The sequence below is a fragment of the Rhizobium sp. BK529 genome (assembly GCF_014194105.1).
Classification (GTDB): Bacteria; Pseudomonadota; Alphaproteobacteria; order Rhizobiales; family Rhizobiaceae; genus Rhizobium.
The window spans coordinates 536,577-555,429 of the sequence record NZ_JACIAU010000003.1 but is presented as its reverse complement, the minus strand read 5'-3'; the positions used below and the strand labels follow the sequence as shown (position 1 = coordinate 555,429).

The 18,853-nt window shown below is 60.4% G+C and carries 19 protein-coding genes; 7 read left to right on the top strand and 12 right to left on the bottom strand.

What is annotated here, in order from left to right; genetic code table 11:
• Positions 1–12: 12 nt before the first annotated feature.
• Positions 13–240: a hypothetical protein gene (locus FHX08_RS22595; RefSeq protein WP_132656805.1), complete on the top strand. Its 228-nt coding sequence runs from the start codon at positions 13–15 to the stop codon at positions 238–240.
• Between the two features lie 70 nt (positions 241–310).
• On the opposite strand, the gene FHX08_RS22590 is transcribed toward FHX08_RS22595, so the two are convergent.
• The 6 genes from FHX08_RS22590 to pobA form a co-directional block, all read right to left on the bottom strand.
• Positions 311–1,027: an ABC transporter ATP-binding protein gene (locus FHX08_RS22590; protein WP_132656804.1), complete on the bottom strand. Its 717-nt coding sequence runs from the start codon at positions 1,025–1,027 to the stop codon at positions 311–313.
• Complete coding sequence (locus tag FHX08_RS22585; protein ID WP_132656803.1) at positions 1,008–1,772, bottom strand: ABC transporter ATP-binding protein; 765 nt, start codon at positions 1,770–1,772, stop codon at positions 1,008–1,010. Before FHX08_RS22585 ends, FHX08_RS22590 begins: the two co-directional genes overlap by 20 nt.
• Positions 1,769–2,773: a branched-chain amino acid ABC transporter permease gene (locus FHX08_RS22580; RefSeq protein ID WP_132656802.1), complete on the bottom strand. Its 1,005-nt coding sequence runs from the start codon at positions 2,771–2,773 to the stop codon at positions 1,769–1,771. Before FHX08_RS22580 ends, FHX08_RS22585 begins: the two co-directional genes overlap by 4 nt.
• On the bottom strand, positions 2,770–3,633 hold the full coding sequence (locus FHX08_RS22575; RefSeq protein ID WP_132656801.1) for a branched-chain amino acid ABC transporter permease: 864 nt from the start codon (positions 3,631–3,633) through the stop codon (positions 2,770–2,772). Before FHX08_RS22575 ends, FHX08_RS22580 begins: the two co-directional genes overlap by 4 nt.
• Before the next feature lie 93 nt (positions 3,634–3,726).
• On the bottom strand, positions 3,727–4,887 hold the full coding sequence (locus tag FHX08_RS22570) for an ABC transporter substrate-binding protein (protein ID WP_184327649.1): 1,161 nt from the start codon (positions 4,885–4,887) through the stop codon (positions 3,727–3,729).
• Positions 4,888–4,955: 68 nt separating this feature from the next.
• Entirely contained in the window at positions 4,956–6,125 is a 1,170-nt protein-coding gene (gene pobA / locus FHX08_RS22565) for a 4-hydroxybenzoate 3-monooxygenase (RefSeq protein WP_132656800.1), read from the bottom strand.
• Positions 6,126–6,241: 116 nt separating this feature from the next.
• Here pobA and FHX08_RS22560 point away from each other — a divergent pair, with 116 nt between their 5' ends.
• Positions 6,242–7,132, top strand: coding sequence for a helix-turn-helix domain-containing protein (locus FHX08_RS22560; protein ID WP_132656799.1), 891 nt, complete (start codon positions 6,242–6,244; stop codon positions 7,130–7,132).
• On the opposite strand, the gene FHX08_RS22555 is transcribed toward FHX08_RS22560, so the two are convergent.
• Positions 7,129–7,989: a TIM barrel protein gene (locus FHX08_RS22555; protein WP_184327648.1), complete on the bottom strand. Its 861-nt coding sequence runs from the start codon at positions 7,987–7,989 to the stop codon at positions 7,129–7,131. The genes FHX08_RS22560 and FHX08_RS22555 overlap by 4 nt on opposite strands.
• A gap of 69 nt (positions 7,990–8,058) precedes the next feature.
• Positions 8,059–9,429, bottom strand: coding sequence for an amidase (locus tag FHX08_RS22550; RefSeq protein WP_132656797.1), 1,371 nt, complete (start codon positions 9,427–9,429; stop codon positions 8,059–8,061).
• A 271-nt stretch (positions 9,430–9,700) separates the two neighbouring features.
• Here FHX08_RS22550 and FHX08_RS22545 point away from each other — a divergent pair, with 271 nt between their 5' ends.
• Positions 9,701–9,994: a hypothetical protein gene (locus FHX08_RS22545; RefSeq protein WP_132656856.1), complete on the top strand. Its 294-nt coding sequence runs from the start codon at positions 9,701–9,703 to the stop codon at positions 9,992–9,994.
• Positions 9,995–10,067: 73 nt separating this feature from the next.
• Positions 10,068–10,508: a DUF1810 domain-containing protein gene (locus FHX08_RS22540; RefSeq protein WP_132656796.1), complete on the top strand. Its 441-nt coding sequence runs from the start codon at positions 10,068–10,070 to the stop codon at positions 10,506–10,508.
• On the opposite strand, the gene FHX08_RS22535 is transcribed toward FHX08_RS22540, so the two are convergent.
• Together FHX08_RS22535 and FHX08_RS22530 are read right to left on the bottom strand one after the other, a co-directional pair.
• Complete coding sequence (locus tag FHX08_RS22535; protein ID WP_184327647.1) at positions 10,505–10,690, bottom strand: hypothetical protein; 186 nt, start codon at positions 10,688–10,690, stop codon at positions 10,505–10,507. The genes FHX08_RS22540 and FHX08_RS22535 overlap by 4 nt on opposite strands.
• A gap of 69 nt (positions 10,691–10,759) precedes the next feature.
• A complete protein-coding gene (locus FHX08_RS22530; protein ID WP_132656794.1) occupies positions 10,760–11,383 on the bottom strand; it encodes a TetR/AcrR family transcriptional regulator in 624 nt (207 codons plus the stop codon).
• A gap of 130 nt (positions 11,384–11,513) precedes the next feature.
• Between FHX08_RS22530 and FHX08_RS22525 the strand changes: the two genes are divergently transcribed.
• The 3 genes from FHX08_RS22525 to FHX08_RS22515 all read left to right on the top strand — a co-directional run bounded on the left by FHX08_RS22525 (position 11,514) and on the right by FHX08_RS22515 (position 13,322).
• Positions 11,514–11,729, top strand: coding sequence for a hypothetical protein (locus FHX08_RS22525; protein WP_132656793.1), 216 nt, complete (start codon positions 11,514–11,516; stop codon positions 11,727–11,729).
• A gap of 495 nt (positions 11,730–12,224) precedes the next feature.
• The gene (locus FHX08_RS22520; protein ID WP_132656792.1) at positions 12,225–13,058 is read left to right on the top strand and encodes an IclR family transcriptional regulator; all 834 of its coding nucleotides are present in this window, start codon (positions 12,225–12,227) and stop codon (positions 13,056–13,058) included.
• Positions 13,059–13,145: 87 nt separating this feature from the next.
• A complete protein-coding gene (locus FHX08_RS22515) occupies positions 13,146–13,322 on the top strand; it encodes a hypothetical protein (RefSeq protein ID WP_184327646.1) in 177 nt (58 codons plus the stop codon).
• Here the strand turns inward: FHX08_RS22515 and FHX08_RS22510 are convergent.
• Entirely contained in the window at positions 13,312–13,851 is a 540-nt protein-coding gene (locus tag FHX08_RS22510; RefSeq protein WP_132656790.1) for an invasion associated locus B family protein, read from the bottom strand. The genes FHX08_RS22515 and FHX08_RS22510 overlap by 11 nt on opposite strands.
• 117 nt (positions 13,852–13,968) lie before the next feature.
• Positions 13,969–18,762, bottom strand: a complete 4,794-nt coding sequence (locus tag FHX08_RS22505; RefSeq protein WP_132656789.1) for an autotransporter outer membrane beta-barrel domain-containing protein — start codon at positions 18,760–18,762, stop codon at positions 13,969–13,971.
• Positions 18,763–18,853: the final 91 nt, after the last annotated feature.

The following is an 18,853-nucleotide window of genomic DNA, read 5'->3' as shown; positions in this document are numbered from 1 at the left end:
GCGGATCCTCCAGTGGCTGATGATCCCGATATCGACGCCAATCATCATCGTCGCCGTCGTCCTGCTCATCTGGCCGAGCAGATCGACGCGCTTGCCCCACGCGCCCATGCGATCCGCTTCCACGCGATCGCCGATGAAAGGCTCGTCAACCGCGCCCGCGAGGAGCACGGGCTGATGATCGAATATATGGAAAAGGGCGATCGTGAAAAACTCGTCGAGATTGTCGGTCGCCATACCTAGCCGTCGAAGGAAGCCTATCTGCGGCTGGCCGGCACGCTGGGCGCGCCCGTTCCGCCAAAGCCCCTGGTGATCAGTGCAATCCGCCAACCCCGAGCAGGCGTTCTACGGTGTCGTGATCGGCTGACAGTTCCGCCGGCGTGCCGCTCCAGGCAAGCCGCCCGCGCTCGAGGATGATGACGCGATCGGCAAAATCGAGAGCACTCTGGATGCGCTGCTCGACGAGCAGAATCGACATGTCGCCGGCCTTGGCGAGCTCCGCAAAGGCGGCCATCAGTTCCTCGCAGATGACAGGCGCCAGCCCTTCGAGCGGTTCGTCAAGCAACAGCACGGATGGTTGACCGAGAATGGTGCGCGCTGTCGAAAGCATCTGTTGTTCGCCACCGGAGAGCTGGTTGCCCAGGTTCTTGCGCCGCTCCTTCAGCCGCGGAAACATCGCATAGGCCTCCTCCAGCGCCGACTTCGGGCGCCTCTTGAGGCCGACGAACAGATTTTCCTCAACCGTCAGCGTTGGAAAGATGCAGCGCGCCTGCGGCACATAACCGAGGCCGTGATGCGCACGCGTAGCGCTCGGTGCATCGGTAAGATCCGCCTCGCCAAGCCGTATGCGCCCCCCATAGCGTTTCGTCTGGCCAGCCAGTGTTGCGAGCAGCGTCGTCTTGCCCATGCCGTTTCGTCCGAGCACGGCGAGACGACAGCCCGAAGGCGCCGAGAAGGACACATCTTCCAGCACCTTTGTCGGGCCATAGCCCGACGTGAGATTTTCGACCTCAAGCGACATGGCTGGCATCGGCATAGCTCCCCAGATAGGCCTCCCGGACACGCGCGTCCTTCGTCACTTCGGCAGGCGCACCGTCAAAAATGATCGCGCCGGCGGCCAGCACGATGACGCGCTTGGCGAAACGGAAGACGAGATCCATGTCATGCTCGATCATCAATACGGCGAGATCGGCCGGAAGACCGTCCAGCGCCTGTTCGATCCGACCCGTATCGCTTTGCGGTACGCCGGCCGCCGGTTCGTCGAGCAGCAGCACCTTGGGCTTGAGCGCAAGCGCCAGCGCAATTTCCAGAAGCCGCTGTTGACCATAGGCGATTTCCGCGACTTTGCGATGCATGAGCGGTCCAAGACCAAGCGTGTCGAGCAATTCGTCAACCTCGGCCATGACGTCAGGCATGGCCAGAAAATTACCGATAAGGCGGCCAATGCGCCCTTTCCGGCGCAAGACAGCAAGCGCGACATGCTCGGCAGGCGTCATGTCCTGGAACAGGCGTGTAACCTGGAACGAACGTACGAGCCCTCGCCTCACCCGACCGATCGCATCCACTTTCGTCACCGTTTCGCCCGCGAGGCGCACCTCGCCGGAATCAGGCGCCAGATTGCCGGTAACGAGATTGACGAAAGTCGTCTTGCCGGCACCGTTCGGGCCGATCAACGCGATGCGATCGCCTGGCGACATGGAAAGCGAGACATCATTGGTGACGGTCAGGCCGCCGAACGCCTTCTTCAGATGGGCGACTTCGAAAACGGCGCTCACGGAAGGGCCTCCTTGCGGCGGCCGATGAAGTCTACGGCGGTACCGTAGAGCCCCCTGGGTGCAAAGAGTACGACCGCGATCAGCAAGGCACCGATCATCGTCAGCCAGTGGAACGGATTGGCGGCCGAGACATAATCCTCGAAGAGCATGAAGATGACAGTGCCCGACAGCGCACCGAAGAGCGAACCCGTTCCGCCGAGCACCAACATGACCAGCGCCTCGGCCGACTGGGTGAACGACAGGCTATCGAGGCCGACGACCTGTGTGGAGATCGCGTTCAGAGCGCCGCCGACACCCGCCACTGCGCCCGAAATCACATACATCTTCGCAAGCGCCGCCTTCGGCGAAGCACCCATGGCGCGAATACGCAAAGGATCTTCCTTGATGCCTCGGCAGAGCATGCCGAAGGGCGAGCGCACGAGCAAGCGCAACAGCACGAAGACGATCAAGAGCAACGCGACGCCGAACACATAGGCCGTGTGGCCGTATAGATCGAACTCGAATATACCGAAGATCGGATCGGGCGAAATCCCCGAGAGACCGTCGCTGCCGCCGGTCCAGGAAGAGGCCTTGTTGGCGAATTCATGGAACAGGTTGATGAGTGCGATGGACAGCACGAGTTGCGGCAGACCATGGGCGCGAAGAATAACGGCGCCACAGAGAAGGCCGGCGAGCGCCCCGCCGATCAATCCTGCCACCGTCATCAGCAACGGATCATTGATCCCGTAATGGGCCGACAGAATACCGGCAACATAGGCGCCAGAGCCGAACAGTGCCGCATGGCCGAGCGTGGCGATGCCGGCATAACCGGTGACGAGATCAAGCGACAGAACCAGAAGCGCAATGGCGATAATGCGGGTCAGCAGGGCCAGATTGTCGGGAAAGACAAAATAGCCGATGAGGGCGGCAACGATGATGACGGCAATGCCCGAGAGATCGCGGCTCAACGCACTGCGGCGGCGCTGGACAAGAATTTCCTTGTCATGCATGGCGAGTGTCATTTCGCCCTCCCGGCAAGGCCACGCGGAAAGATGCAGATGATGGCAATAACCGCGAGATAGAAGAAGAATTCGCCGAATTCCGGCATGAGATAACGTCCTGTTGTATCGATCGCGCCGAGCAGCAGGCAGGCGATCAGAGCGCCGGGGATCGAGCCTGCACCGCCGACCGAGACGACGACGAGGAAAGTCACCATGTAGCGCAGCGCATAATAGGGCTCGACCGGCAGCAGTTCTGCGCCGACGACGCCGCCGAACGCGGCAAGGCCGACTGCAACGCTAAAGCTCACGGCGTAGATGATCTCGGTGCGCACCCCGAGTGCGGCGGCCATGGCCGCATTATCGACCGAGGCGCGCAGCTTCACGCCAAAACCCGTCCTGTCGATCACGAACCAGAGCCCGAGCGCGACGGCAAGGCCGCAGACGATAGCAAAGAGCCGGTGGATAGGAATGGTGCGGAAACCCAGATCGGCCGATCCCTGCAACGCGGCAGCAAGCGGAATGGTCTTCAGCGTCGGCCCCATGAGATAGTTGGCAATACCGATGACGCAGAAGGTGATACCGATCGTCATCAGGACCTGCGTCAGTTCCGGGGCGCCATAGATCCGCCGATAGAGGAAACGCTCGATCGGAATGGCGATGATGATGGTCGCTGCAACCGCCGCAACGATCGCGACCGCGTAACCGAGCCCCAGGTCGCGGGCGACGTAGGAGGCCACATAACCGCCGATCATCGCGAAGGCGCCATGTGCCAGGTTGACGACGCGCATCAACCCCATCGTCACCGACAGACCAATCGAAATGACGAAGAGCACCATGCCATAGGCAAGCGCATCCACGGCTATGCTGAAAACTGTCTGCATGGAATTACCCTGCTTTGATGCGGTGGACCCCGTCGGAAGCCGGCGGCAGATGCCGCCGGGTCCGTCGTATGTCCCTTTCGAAGTCGATGGTCCTTACTTTGCAGCGGCAAGGCCCGGGTCGCCCTGCTTTTCAAAGGTCTGGACCTCCTTGTTGATGTAGGTCCCGTCATCGGCTTTGGCGACTTCGCGCAGGTAGATGTTCTGCGTGATATGACGGCTCTCCGGATCGATGGAAACCGGGCCGCGCGGGCTCGTCCAGGAGAGACCCTTCACCGCATCGACGGCCTTCTGCGCATCCTGTTTGCCACCGGTCGCCTCAATCATCTTGTAGATGACGTACATGCCGTCGTAGGCGCTCACGGCCGGGAACGACAGTTCTGCCTTGTTGCCGATCGCCTTGGTGGCCGCATCGACGAATGCCTTGTTTTCCGGAGAGTCATGCGAAACGGCATAGTGGAAGGTCGTCTGAATACCCAGCGCTGCATCGCCGAGCGCCGGCAGGTCGGATTCCTGCGTCAGGTCGCCAGGCGCAAAGAACTTGATGCCGGCAGCCTTCAGGCCGTTTTCATTGTACGCCTTGACGAAGCCGAGTGTCGTCGGACCCGAGGGCAGGAAGGCGAATACGCCCTGTGCGCCAGAATCCTTGATGCGCTGCATGATCGGGCTGAAGTCGTTGGTCGCAAGCGGCATACGGATCGCCTCGACCACCTGGCCCCCGGCCTTTTCGAAGCCGGCCTTGAAGGCGTTTTCGGCATCGATACCCGGGCCGTAATCGCTGACGACGGAGATTACCTTCCTGACGCCGGAATCGAATGCGACCTTGGCGATCGGCGTCGAGGTCTGCCAGGTGGTGAAGGAGGTGCGCACGACGAGCGGGCTCTTGGTGACGATCGCCGAGGTCGCGGCGTTCATGATCACCATCGGCACATTGCCCTGCTTGAGGATCGGCGTCACTGCCATGGCGTCGGGCGTGAAATAGAAGCCGGCGAGATACTGAACCTTTTCCTTGACGATCAGTTCCTGCGCCAGCGCCTTGGATTGGGCTGGATCGGCTTGCGGCACGTCGCGATAAACGATTTCGACCGTGTCATTGCCGACCTTGTTGCCGTTCAGCGCCATATAGGCATCGATACCGGCCTTGAAGTTCTTGCCCTGCAAAGCAAACGGCCCGATTACGCCGACCTTGATCGTATCGGCATAGGCAGTTCCGCCGAGGAATAGCGCCGCGACTGCGGCCATAACGAGTTTTTTCACGATTTAAGTTCCTCCCTGTATCAAAGGTGCCGCCCTCCATGGCGTTGCACCGGTCTTAAATCATTCCGTCAGAACGGCAATCCGACGTAGTTTTCCGCAAGCGCCGTCGAGGCGGCGCGGGAATGGGTGAGATAGTCGAGTTCCGCCTCCTGGATCTTCTGATCGAAATCACCGGTATCCGGAAAACGATGCATCATCGTCGTCATCCACCAGGAGAAGCGCACGGCCTTCCAGACGCGGGCAAGCGCCTTCTGCGAATAGGCATCGATGCTGGCGCTCGAACGATCGCAGTAGAACTCGCTCAAGCCTTCGAAAAGATAATGAACGTCGCTTGCGGCAAGGTTCAGACCCTTGGCGCCGGTTGGCGGCACGATATGGGCGGCATCGCCGACAAGGAAAAGCCGGCCGAAACGCATTGGCTCGGCCACGAAGGAGCGGAGCGGCGCGATCGACTTTTCGAAAGAGGGCGCAGTCTTCAGCGCTTCAGCGTGATGGGCCGGCAAGCGGCGGCGCAATTCGTCCCAGAAACGATCGTCGCTCCAGTCCTCAACCTTTTCATCGAGCGAACACTGGATGTAGTAGCGGCTGCGGGTCGCGGAGCGCATGGAACAGAGTGCAAACCCACGCGGATGGTTGGCATAGATGAGCTCGTGATTGACAGGCGCGACATCGGCAAGCAGGCCAAGCCAGCCGAAAGGATAGACCTTTTCAAAGGTTCTGATTGCCTTTTCCGGAACCGCCCTGCGGCTTGCGCCGTGGAAGCCGTCGCAACCGGCGATGAAATCGCAGTCGATGCGGTGGGCGACGCCGTCCCTCTCATAGGTCACATAGGGCGCACCATTGAAGTCGTGTGGCGTCACATTGGCGGCGTCATAGATCGTGAGCCGGCCGCTTGCCTCCCGCGCGACCATAAGATCACGCGTCACCTCAGTCTGGCCATAGACGGTCACGCGTTTGCCGCCGGTCAGGCCGTGGAGATCGATGCGATGATCGCGCCCGTCGAAAGCCAGCGAAAAGCCATCATGCGGCAAGCCTTCGGCGTGCAGGCGCCCAGCCGACTTCGCCTCTTCCAGCAGGCGGACCGTACCTTCTTCCAGAACGCCGGCGCGAACGCGTCCGAGGATATAATCCTTGCCGACACGATCGAGGATGACATTGTCGATGCCCGCACCCGTCAGCAGCTGACCGAGCAGCAGACCTGATGGCCCCGAGCCGATGATGGCGATTTGGGTGCGCAATTGCTTCCTCCCCGCAATTTGTCTTTTGCTAAACTCTGACCTGCCACCTCCTATGCGGCAATGGACTTTCCCACCGAAAAATTGCACAAAGCGAACATGGGAACGGGAGGAAACCCATGACGAGACATGTGCCGACTTATGAGCTCTACGGCGAGACATCGGGCAAAGGACCCGATTTCTGGCTGCACTGCGAAACCATCCCCTCACGGAGCAGCCTGCACCATTGGGAAATAAAGCTGCATCGGCACACGAGTTTCTTTCAGATATTATACATCGATGCCGGCACGGGCGATGCAATTTTCGGAGATCGAACCTACGCCATCCAGCCGCCGGCGGTTGTGACTGTCCCTCCCGGGCTCGACCACGGCTTCCGCTTTTCGAAAGATATCGATGGCTTGGTCATCACGATGCTGAGTGCAAATCTCAGCCATCTTCCCGGAGACCGCAGCAGACTCGGCGAATGGCTTGCCATGCCGCATCTCACAGCGCTCGATCCCGAAGATCCCGACGCGGCCTATCTCGTGCAGAGCCTGAAGCGGCTTGGAGAGGAATACTGCAACAGCAGGAGTGGTCGCAGCGAGCTTCTCGCCTCCTATGTCGCTCTAGCACTGCGGCTGACAGCGAGAATCTCCTACCAGGAAGATGTCAGCCAGTTCCCTGCCGATGAAAACGAACGACGAATGGAGCGATTGACCGGTCTTATCCAGCAGCATTTCCGCTCGCACAGGCCGGCTTCATTCTACGCCAAGGAAATCGGCATTTCACCGACCCATCTCAACCGTATAGTCCGCTCGATGACCGGAAAGACCGCGCACGACCTGATTGCTGGCAAACTGGTTGACGAAGCCAGGCGCGAACTCGTCTTCACGCTAGCAAGCGTCCAGGAGATCAGCTATCGGCTGGGCTTTGCCGACCCGGCCTATTTCTCCCGTTTTTTTCTCAAGCATGCGGGCGAGACGCCGAAGGACTGGCGCAAGCGGGAGAAGAGCAGGCTGGAGCGGGCTTAGGCAGTCCGGCGCGCCGGTGCACCCTCAAGGAATTCCTCGATGAAGCGTTTCTGCAACAGGATCCCATCCCACTCATCCGTAAAGAACGGTGAGTCGTAGATCAGTGTGTAGGGTCCGGCGTAGCCTGCCTTTTCGCACATTTCCAGGCAATGGCGGTAGTCTGCGGCATCAAGCCCGGAGGCGTTGTATTCGGCCTTGGCATGGCAGATTTCGGCGCGGCGCATGATATTCGCCAGCCCCTCATATTTCGCAGGTGCCGCCCAATTTCCGAGGTCGCCATTGAGGCCGATCTTGCCGTCGAGTTCGTCGAGCAACCAGTTCATTTCCTTTGGCGAAGGCAGAAGAGCGAACCAGTTTTCGGTCATAACGCGCACGCCGCTTCCCTCTGCCTGCCCGGCAAGCCATTTCAGATGCCGTGCGGAACGCGCAAGGTTCTCCTCATTCGGCTGCTGCTTGCCAGCAATAACGCGAATGCGCTCGGCGCCGAGTGCCTTTGCGATATCGATCCAGCCGGCAATCCAGCCGATGTCACGCTCCGCCGTCTCCGGATTGCTGGGATCGCCATCTTCGACGAGCAGGGTCTGGAAGAGGATATTGGAGGCCTTCAGCGCATCGCGAAATTCGGCGAGATAGGAAGCGTCGAGGCTCGGCAGATGGAACGAGCAGACCTCAAGCCGGCCAAGCCCGCGCTCGGCAAGCATGCGCGGCACTTCGAGCAGGCTTACTGTGCCCCGCCCATAAGGCTCCTGTCGTGCAGCGCTTTTTTGCGGATCGGGACTGTGGGGATAGGTCGCACCCAGCATCCGGTGAAGCGACCATGTGGAAACCGCAAACGGCCCGTTCTGCAAAGCCTGCACCTTTCATCTCCTCCCGTTTCCTCGGGAGGAGTTTGGCAAGAATAGCGCCCTGCATCAAGCCGCAATCGCCTAGATCCGGTCTCCACGAATGACGGCTTCCGCTGCGAGGCAAACGGCAAGCAGTTCGTCGTCGTGATTTGCCGATGCCGACAGAAGGAATCCGACCGGCATATCCGCTTCGCCCCTGCCGCAGGGAATGGAAACGCCGCACCAGTCCAGGAAATTACCGAACATGGTATTGCGCAACGTCTTGACGTTCGTGGCGAAGAAAAGCTCGTCGTCGCGCTCGAGTGCTGCAATCGGCGGCGCCACATGGGCAACAGAAGGAAAGGCGATGAAGCGGTTGCCGACAAGCTGCTCGACTTCGGCAATCAGTCGCGTGCGCCCGGCAAGGAGGGCTATATAGTCCGACATACTGGTTTTCTCGCCGAGTCGCGTGCGCAAGACCACCCGATGATCCATCCGCATCGCCTCTGGCCCTGCCAGCCGTTCGCGATGGAGAGCAAAGGCCTCGGCAGTGACGAGAGCGCCGTGTTTTGCCAGCAGCGCCAGGATTTCTTCAAAGGCTGGAATATGGATCGGACTGATATGCGCGCCGGCAGCGCGCAGCCGTTCCACGCCGCCTTCAAAGGCTTCGGCTACGCCCGAACCTAGGCCATCAAACACGATATTCCCGGGAATGACGATCTCAACGCCCTTCAGCGACTGCCGGGTGACTGTCGGCGCCGTCAGCCCGCGCATGGCGGCATCGATCCAGACAGCGTCCTGCACGGAACGGCAGAGAGGGCCGAGCGAGTCGAGGCTGGTCGCCAGCGGGTAGACGCCCTCCATGGCATAACGCCCGCGCGTCGCCTTGTAGCCGACAATGCCATTGAGGGCTGCTGGAATGCGTACCGAGCCTCCCGTATCCGTACCCATGGCGACCGGCACCAGGCCGGCGGCGACGGCCACACCGGCGCCGGACGAAGATCCGCCGGGAATACGCGGCTCATCCTTGCTGTGGGGATTTTCCGGCGTGCCATAATGCGGGTTGATGCCGAGGCCGGAGAAAGCGAACTCGCTCATATTGGTGCGGCCGACGCCCACCAAGCCGGCATTCTTCAGCGTGGCGACGATCGCTGCATCCTGACTTGCCGGTGTGTTGTCGGCCAGAACTATCGAGCCGGCGGTGGTTGCCAAGCCCTCGATATCGAAAAGATCTTTCCATGCGATCGGAATACCGTCGAGGGCACCGAGCGAGCGGCCATCACGGATACGTTTCGAGGACGCACGAGCCTCCTGCATCGCCCGCTCGCGCAACAATACCGTGAAAACCGCCTTGTCCGCATATTGCCCGATCCCATCGAAGATCGCTTCTGCAACATCAACCGGATCGGCCTTGCCGCCCTGGATGAGGAGGGAAAGCTGAGCGATCGACATCGCACCGAAAGAAGGGGCCATGGGGAGAGTCCTGTGGAAATCACAGAGGATTTACCGCCTATCATTTCGCCGGACCAGCCCTTGCGCGGCTTTTCACGACGATTAGTACGATTTTGTGAACACTGAGTTTGATTTAGCCCTCTTCAATTTACCGCAATTAAGACACACATGCGGTGCTGCACGCAGGAAGCGAACAGGCGATCCATTAGCTTGCCTTCCCAAGTCGCATCCCGTGCACTGCAGGAGACTCGAAATGACACAATCTGAAACTTGGACCTCTGGCCACCAGGATATGGTGCACCAGCATGTGAAGGAGGACGTGAGCTACGGCGAAGCTGAACGCGACTACGCCGACCACGTCAGCGCACAGAAGCTGTCGGTCCTGGAGCGGATCGTGGTCGTGGGTGCCCTCGTATTGCTGAGCTTTGTAGGCTTCACAGCACCGTCGGCCCAGACATCAGCGACCGATCCGATGACAACCTCGGCCATAGAAGAGCCAGCATCTCCGGGTGATAGCCTGGTGCCGCATCATCAGCGGTACGGCCATTGCCGTGAAACGAGCCCCTACGCAGACAAGGTCTGCTAAGAGCCAGCGATTTTCGCCGGGCATGGAATCTTTCGTCTGACGTGCATTCGAAGCATAAAAAAGGGAAAGAGCCATGGCCGGTGACGTAGATTACGACCTCCATCGCTTCATCGAAGCGCAGAACGGCATATACGAACAGGCTCTTTCAGAGCTGAAAGCCGGCCGCAAGCGGTCACACTGGATGTGGTTCGTCTTCCCCCAAATTGCCGGCCTCGGGACGTCCTCTATGGCAGAGAAGTACGCGATCCGCTCCGCAGAGGAAGCTTCGGCCTATCTCTCCGACCCGATCCTCGGCAGCCGCCTCTTGCGCTGCGTCGAGGCAATCCTCTCGGTCATTGACCGCAGCGCTCACGATATCATGGGCTCCCCTGATGATCTGAAGCTGCGTTCATCGATGACGCTGTTTGCCGCGGTCAGCGACCACGGCTCGCCTTTTCACAAGGTGATCGATCATTTCTACCATGGAAAATTCGACGAACGGACAATTTCGATTTTAAGCGCCGGCAACAACTAGCCGGGTGAACGCTCCAGCGCCGCAATCTCTTTGGAGATTTCCTCGATGCGCTGATTCAAGTCTGTTTTCGTGCCGTCGTCCACTTCCTCTTCGCCAAAGCAGTAACGTGCGTCATGAAGTTCGAGCTTCGCTTCAAGCTCTGCACGTCTGGCATATACGCGCCGGAGATAAGCGTAATTCATCTCTGCCTCCAGATCGCTCCAGATCAGCAGAAACGGCCACGCAACGCGAAGGTTCCCTACTAGGCGAAGTTAGCCAAAGGCCGAAATCGCCACGCTGCAGGCTTTCTCGAAATGGCAGGAACAGCCCCCATCCGCCATGGCCTGGCGGGTGACACGTGCGCCTTCGAGCAGCAGCGTCAGCGTGTCGGCAAGAAGTTCGGGCTCACGCGCACCGGCGGCCACGCAAAGAGCCGCGAGCCGGTTGCGCTGCATGGTCTTATGGCGCTCGATCAGTTCGTGCGCCGGATGGCCTTCGCCTTTCAGTTCGATGGCGGCATTGGCGAGATCGCAACCTGCGGGCTCGCCGGCCAGACAGTGCGCCCGGTTTTCCACCCAGGCAAGAAGCTGGCCGCGCGCATCGCCAGGATGGGCGAGTTCGAGGTCTCGCCAGATTTTCTCAGCCTTTTCGGAGGCTCGGCGCAAAGTTTCGCACACGAGCTCATCCTTGGAGCCAAAATGACGGTAGAGCGTCATCTTGTTGGTAGCAGCTGCATCCGCGATGGCATCGACGCCGATGCCGCGAATGCCGCGCTCGCGGAAGAGCTCCGAAGCCGTCGAGACAATACGCTCCCGCGGGGGGATTCGATCATCTGAAGCGGCTGCGGAGATTTCAGTCAATGTTTCTGATTTTTTCGCGGACCAAGTCCTTGACATCGATGTGACCGATCGGTAACAAATGTATTGTTACTTACCGGTAACACCACTCTTCGCCGAAGTCAATGCTAGGAGCACTTGGCACGAGGAGTGGAACACGGGCGACCGCCCACGAAAGGAGGACAGTACCATGAGAAAAACCAGAGAAGATTTGACCATTTCCGAAGCCCTTCGCGATCCGCTGATTGCCATGGTGCTGCGCGCCGATGGCGTGAAACTTGACGATTTCAAGCAACTCCTTGAGACGGCCGCCCATAAACGCGAGCCGCGTCCCTCCACGGCGAGCGAGATGATCGGGTCCTTTGCCAGCCGCGCCAATCTGCCGGCGATGCCCTGCTTCGGCTGACTTGACCGCTGGCCTCACAAGGTCCGATCGGCACTGGGGTTAAGCCCTGCCCCAGACGGGCTGCCGCTATCAACAGGCGGCAGCCCTTGCGATATACCTTCCCGAAAAGGCAAGTTCTTAAGACGTCCCTGTCAGCCCCGTGATCATCGAGGCTCGCCGCCAGCGAGGGCCGCCGGCTTGCCACAGCAGATCGTAACGCTGGCCGAAGACATAGCCTGCACCAATCAGCCGGTATCTGCCCCGATGGAACAAAACGCGTGCTGCGGCTTGTTGGTCCGGAGCTGATCTGGTGCCTGTGCCACCTTCGACAATCGGCATCAACTTCTCGAATTTTCCTCAGTCCAGCCCTGGTTATGCTATGAATTTTTCGCGTCGATAAGTGGCCCTGCGGTGACCGGCCAGCGATTTTGGCATCCGAAGATTTTGCGATTTGCTTCTCAAGCATCTATGCCATAGTAATGTAACAGGTTCGCATGATAGCAGAGGTACGTTGATTTGGACGGAAAGACATCACCCGCAATCTACTCCGAAGATGAAGGCGCGGCTGAAGAAACCAGCACCAAAAGCACGCGTCGTGCCCGCGTCAGCGGGATCGACCGCGCGCTGCAGGTGATCGACCATCTTTACGAGACGGGTTCGCCGGCTGGCGTCTATGCCATCGCCAAGGCTGTGAAGGCACCGCTTTCGACCGTCTACGTCATTGTCGACGACCTCGTCGAAAAGAACATGCTCACGCGCCAGTCCGACGGCTCGATCTGGCTCGGATCACGACTCTATCACTACGGCCTTGCCTATGCCCGCTCGCTCGACTTCATGAGCGTCGCCACGCATGAAATGCACGACCTTTGCCGGCAGGCTGGTGAAACCGTTCAGGTCTGCGGTCGCGACGGTGATTATATGCTGGTGCTCGCGATGGCCGATGGGCCCAGCCATTTCCAGGTCGCGTCGCGTGTCGGCACCCGCGTCCCCCTCAACTGGACGGCGTCCGGCCGCCTGCTGGTCGGCCACCTGCAGGAAGACGAACGCGTCGAACTTTTCAAGCGTTGCGCCCGCTCCTCACCGACGGGTCGCGCCGAAATCGATCCCGTCACACTATCTGAATCCGCCGGCAAGGCCTTCGAATCGCGCCTGTCGATCCAGGCCGGCGAATCCGATTATGCCGTCGCCTGCATCGCCTCGCCGATCTGCGATCGTGAGGGCCAGTGCGTCGCCACCATTTCCATCGTTCTGCCGGAGCAGAAGGCCTTCTCGGACGAGAGCCACTACACTGCCCAGGTGCGCAGCTCGGCGGAGCGCATCGAAAAGCTGATGGGCTGGCGCAACCACTAAGCACCTGCCTCGATCTCCGATTGCGACGACCACCTCGATTCCGACGCTGATATGCATGGCAGCGATCAGAAGCCGGCGGCGAAGGGAATGCTTGTCTGCCTATTCGCCAAAGACATCGATGAAGAGAACCGAGCAACCGTCGATGGCGGCGGGATGATCGAAGAATTCGGCACGGCATTGACTGTGCCGGATAGCGCGACGCGTAACGAGCCGGCAATCCGTGGCGCATTTCCTGCGAGCAGCAATGCTACCCCTATGTCTTAAGAAGCTCCACGACACGCTCATAGGAACTGGCGAAGCCAGAAAGAGCTATCGAAAAGGTAATTTCGCGCGCACCGAGCGGAGTTGCTCTTACCTTGAGCGTGGTGCCAGACTTGAGTGACGTTATCATTTTCGCGTCAAACATGACATCGACTAGGCATCCTGCCGGAAGACAGGTTCGAAATTGCAGAGTTGCCCCCGTTGCTCCGTCATCAATCTGCAGGGAAACGCCTTTCTGGAGGTCGAGACCAAACGGAAGGACAAGATTTCCTTTAGCGATTCCGTTATCGGCGGTTAGTTCAATCGCAAGCGCCCTCTGCCCGGTCTTCTGCTCAATCTGTTGCTGCGAGAGGGCACATTGCTTCGCTTTGGAACCGTCCGTTGCTGACGCAATCACGCATTGGACCGTCCAACTGGCGTGGGTTTCGCTTAACGATGACGCATTGCCAGGGAGGCTGACCTCTTGGGCAACAGCGTATGAGCAGACAAAGGTCGATAGGGCGAAAGTGAGGAGTTGGCGAACGGAACCCATTTGAGAGCTTTCAGTTGCAGATGGAAGAAACGTACAGACAAATCGTTCACAAGCCTTGAGGAAGCAATGGACCTGACAAGAGTCGAAAACACAGCCTCGCGCGGATGCCGTTGGTCTTCACCACCGCACCCTAAAACCGACGGTACCGCTCACATTGTTGCTGTTGCCGAAGTTCTGCAGGCTCGTGCTCGCCAGCGCCTCGCCATAAAGCGAGTATTTGTCATCAGACCAGTTGATTGATCCACCGAGGCCGACGCCGCCGCGCCATGGATCGTTTTCGCTTGTGAACGGCGTTCCGGCCACCTCGGCTCGGGAGCCGTCGGCAAAGTCGTGATAGAGATTGGCAATACCATATAGATGCGAGCGGGCCGTCTTGCCGTCCGCTTCCTGCCATTCGACCTCACGCTCAACAGCCAACCCGAGGCGGCCCACAAGGCTCCGGCTCCTGTCGAGCGCGACATCGGCGGCGAAAGGATCGGTGAAGTCGTCGAACCGTACCGAGGAATAGGTGAGCTGGGCCTGTGGCGTCAGCGCCCAGGTGCTGTCGAGCGCGATGCGCTGACCGGCTTCGATGCCAAGGGCATAACCCATGCCGTCATTGTCGTTGACGAGGCTGCGTGTCGCGGTGGTGGAATAAAGATCGCTGCCATACCATGTCACCTGCGCCTGAGCGTCGACATAGAAGCCGGCATTGCCGTACCAGGTCAGCGTTCCGTCAAGTCCGATGCCGGTAGTATCGATATTGCCATTGCCATAGACCGATGTGACGTCAGAGGAAATCCTGCCGTAATGGAAGGACGCACCCGCGATCAAACGTCCAAAGTCGTTCTCGTGCAGTAGGCCATCGGCGCCGGTCTGCAGCCTCCACGTGGTGGCATCATAATCGCTGCCACTGGTCGAGGTTCCAGGTTCGAAGTCGGCATGACCTGCTTCGAAACGCGCCCAGATGCCGCTGGAGTCGTCGTTGCCATCCTCTCGGGCGCGTTCCTCGCCGCCAGCAATCCAAGTTCTGTTGCCGACACGCTGCTGCAGCGTACCGAGTCTGTTGAAGGTCTGCAGCGAACCGGCATAGGCCTCATAGAGCGGCACGCCCGGTTGATAGAGCGGAGTGCTCGGATCCTGAGTGAGGGCGGAACGCAGATACCAGTCACCATCGGCCGGTGTGCTGACGCCGCCCTTGTAGAGCCGGTAGGCGTAGGCGCCGCCGACGACGGCCTGATCGCCCTTATAAACGTAATCGCCCTGAAGGGAGAACGTGCCGTTGGATGCGCCGCCGACGTCGACGACCTTGATGCCGTTCACGGTCTGCGCGCCACCGCCGCCGACATTGGCGACACGCAGGGTGGTGTTGCCCGCGGTGTTGCCGCCGACAACCAGTCGGTCGGTCGCAGAGCCATCTGCGCCCAGGACCGTGTTCAGGATAAGCGTGCCGCCGGCGCCCTCGTAATTGCCGGTGACCGTCAGGGTCGTGCCCGGCCTGCCGGACATCATCGCCGTCCCGGCGTTGGTCAGCGACGCAACCGTCTGATCGAAACCGGCAAGGTTGAGCGTGCCATCGGCCCCGACGGAGAAGGCTGAAGACGGACTGAATGCTCCTGCCGATCCGGCTTGCAGCGTGCCCTCCGTGACGGTGGTGGCGCCGCCATAAGATGAGGTTCCGTTGAGCAGCAGCGTACCGGTGCCGGTCTTGGCGAAGCCGCCTGCGCCATTGAGGTTGCCATTGAGGGTGAGGACCGTGCCGGCGTCGGTGAGGAAGGTGCCCGTGCTCGCCAAGGTTACGCCGCGGTTGCTCTCGAAGGAGCTGGTGCTGTGCAACGTGCCGCCGTCGAGGGTTATGCCACCAGCGGCATCACCGAAGTTCGCATCGGCCGAGACTTGCAGCGTGCCGCCCTGGACACTCGTCCCGCCGGTATAGGTGTTGAGGCCCGACAGCACCAGCGTGCCGAGATCGGCTTTGACCAGCGTGGAGGAGCCGGCAAGCGCCGACACGATGGTCGCCGTCATGTTCGCCCCATCGAGCGTGCCGTCGCCGACACGGACGATGGATGAACCACCGACCAGCGTCAGGGGCTGACCGTCGATGACATAGCCATCGGTCGCAAACTGCATGCCGGAGGCTTGGATCTGACCGTTGCCGTTGTCGACGGACACGGTTCCGGACTGGCCCTCGAACACGGCGAAGGCACCGTTCGAATAAGGCGCATTGATCAGGCCGGTGTCGTTGGTCCAGTGATCGTTGTCGGTCAACCGCCAGACGCCGTCGCCGCCATGAATGCTGCCATCGTTGGAAGTGCCGCCCGGTCCATCCCAGAAATTGAGCGTGATGCCTGTGGCGTTGACCAGGTTGACCTGTTTGTCGACCGAGGTCTGAACAAGGAAGTTGCCGGTCGGCATGGTGCCGAGGGCAAGGCCGTTGTTGGCGAGCGTGCCGTCGTAGCTGATGACGCGGTAAATGCCTGGCATGAAACTGCCGCCGGCGGATTGGGTCACGTTGAGCGTGCCGTCGAGCGTCAGATCGCCACCGACCTTGGTGAGATCGTTGAAGGCACCGCCGACCACGTTCGCCTGCCCGAAATTGTAGTTCAGGTTGGAGCTGTTGCTGAGGGCGAGATTGCCGTTGATCGTGAGCGTTCCGGGAACGGAACCGGGATTGCCAGGATCGATGATGCCGCCGTTCGCCACGCTGACGTCGCCACCGATCGTGCCCGTCCCGCCGAGCGTGGCGCCGTTTGCCACCGTCGTAAGCCCGATCGCGCCGGATTGGTCGCCATTGACGATCAGGCTTCCGGCGGCGACCGACGTCGGTCCCGTATAGGTGTTGCTCCCTGTGAGGATCATTGTGCCTGCGCCGATCTGGTCGACCGAACCGTTGCCCGAGATCAGGCCGCTGAATGTGTAGCTGTCGGCGCGGTCGAAGATCAGTGCACCGCTGTTGATGACATCACCAATGATGGAGCCGGAGGTGCCGCCGTTTCCGAGTTGCAGCGCGCCGTCGGAAATCGTCGTGCCGCCACTATAAGTGCTGGTACCGGTGAGTATCTGCGTACCCGATCCGACCTTGACAAACGCGCCGGCGCCGCTGATGACACCGCCGAAAGCGGTGCTCGTGCCATTGCCGCCCGTGGTCAGGGTGCCCGATCCGAGCGTCACGTTGCCGCCGGTCGTGCCGCCGCCGCTGAGCGAGCCGATAGTCTGATCGAAGCCATCGAGGTTCAGAGTGGTGCCCGCCACGTCGGCAAGCGTCACCGCCGAAAGTGTGCCAAAGGCCCTTCCGCCCGCAGCCGCCCCCGCCTGCAAGGTGCCGCCGTTGATGATCGTTGCGCCGGTGTAGGTGTTCGTCGCCGACAGGATCGCGGTGCCGCTCCCATCCTTGGTCAGCGTGCCGCTGGTAATGCCCAGGACGCCTGTAACACTGACGTTTCCAGCACCACCGAGCGTGAGGTTCTGACCCGGGCCCATGATAGTGCCCAGGGTCAGCACGCCCGCATCGGAATTGATGCGCACGGCGCTGCCCAGGGTGATCGGGCCGCCATAGGAATTGACGCCGGATATGTTGCGCAGCGCACCGTCATTTGCAATCCCGGTGCCATTGAGGGTCAGTGCTTCAGCACCGACGGTTATGCCGCCCTCAATCTGCAATGCGGCTCCTGACGCCACATTGGTCCCGGCGACGGTCGAGCCCAGTGCGGAGCTGTTCCTGATGTTGAGAACCCCGGCATTGACGTTCGTCACACCGGTATAGCTGTTCGCGCCGCTGAAGATCTGGGTGCCGGTGCCCACCTTGGTGACACCGACCACATTGGTCCTGCCGCTGCCGCGGACAATGCTGCCACTGAACAGGCCGCTGTCGTTGGTGTTTCCCAGCACAATGGTCGCACCGAAGTTGCCGATCGGATTGCGATTGGCGACCATGATACCGCTGCCTGACAGCGATCCCATATTGAAGATGGCTGTGCCAAACCCGGAACCCATGCCTTGGTCGGCCAATTCGATGGTGCCGTTGAGCACGACATTGGTATTGATCAGCGCATTGCTCGTGGCTAGTCCCGCGAGGGCCAGACCGCTACCCGCGCCGGCGGTGGCACTGGCGATGCCGTTGACAACCAGCGTGCCGCTGAAAGTGCTGTTGTTGTTGCGCAGGATTACAGCGTTGCCCGCACTGGCGGCGTTGATGGTGACCGTCCCGCTGCCCTTCAAACCACCGTCCAGGTAGAATCCCCGCCCGGTGCCGATGGTGTTGACATTTATCGACGTGTTGCCGGTGCTGGTCACGGCCCCAGTCAACTGTACGTAGCCCGATGGATTGACGTGTTCCAGTGTCGCGCCGTCGTTGAGCGTGATGGGGGCGGCGGTCGTCACGCTCGTGGTGCCGGTGAACGTCAGCGTGGCGCCGGAATTGACCGTGGTTGGGGAAACAAAGCCGGATGGATTCCTCAGAACCAGCTGTCCGGCATCAACGATAGTCGCCCCCGTGTAAGTCTTGGCCCCCGAAAAAGTGAGCGCTCCCGCTCCTGATTTCACCAATGTGGCGGAGCCGGAGATCGCGGAACTGATCGTCGCCGAAACGCCGGCATTCGTCGTGATCGTCGGCGTGGCTCCGGTCAGGGCTAGCGTGCCGCCGGTGATCGTGTAGCCACTGGAATCGAAAGTTACGCCTCCCACTGAAACCGTACCGTTTACGGCCACAGTGCCGGGGGTCCCGCCAAATATGGCGGTCCCTCCGCTAGCCCACGGCACGGCCACAGAGCCGTTGAACCAATTGACGGTGGCACTATCCCAGGTACCAGAACCACCGCCGCCCGTCGGACCGAAACTCAGGCTCTGGGCGCCTGCGGATGTAAAGGTGGTCACCGACAACAGCATCGCCGCAACGACCGCCCATGAGCGACCACCAACTTCTGCGCGAATCATACGCCTCCACTCAATGAATAGCTTGTGCTGCTATCTCGCGAAGTGCTTTAGCCCGGAAGGTAATTTACTGTAGCAAACATGCAGAGACGTG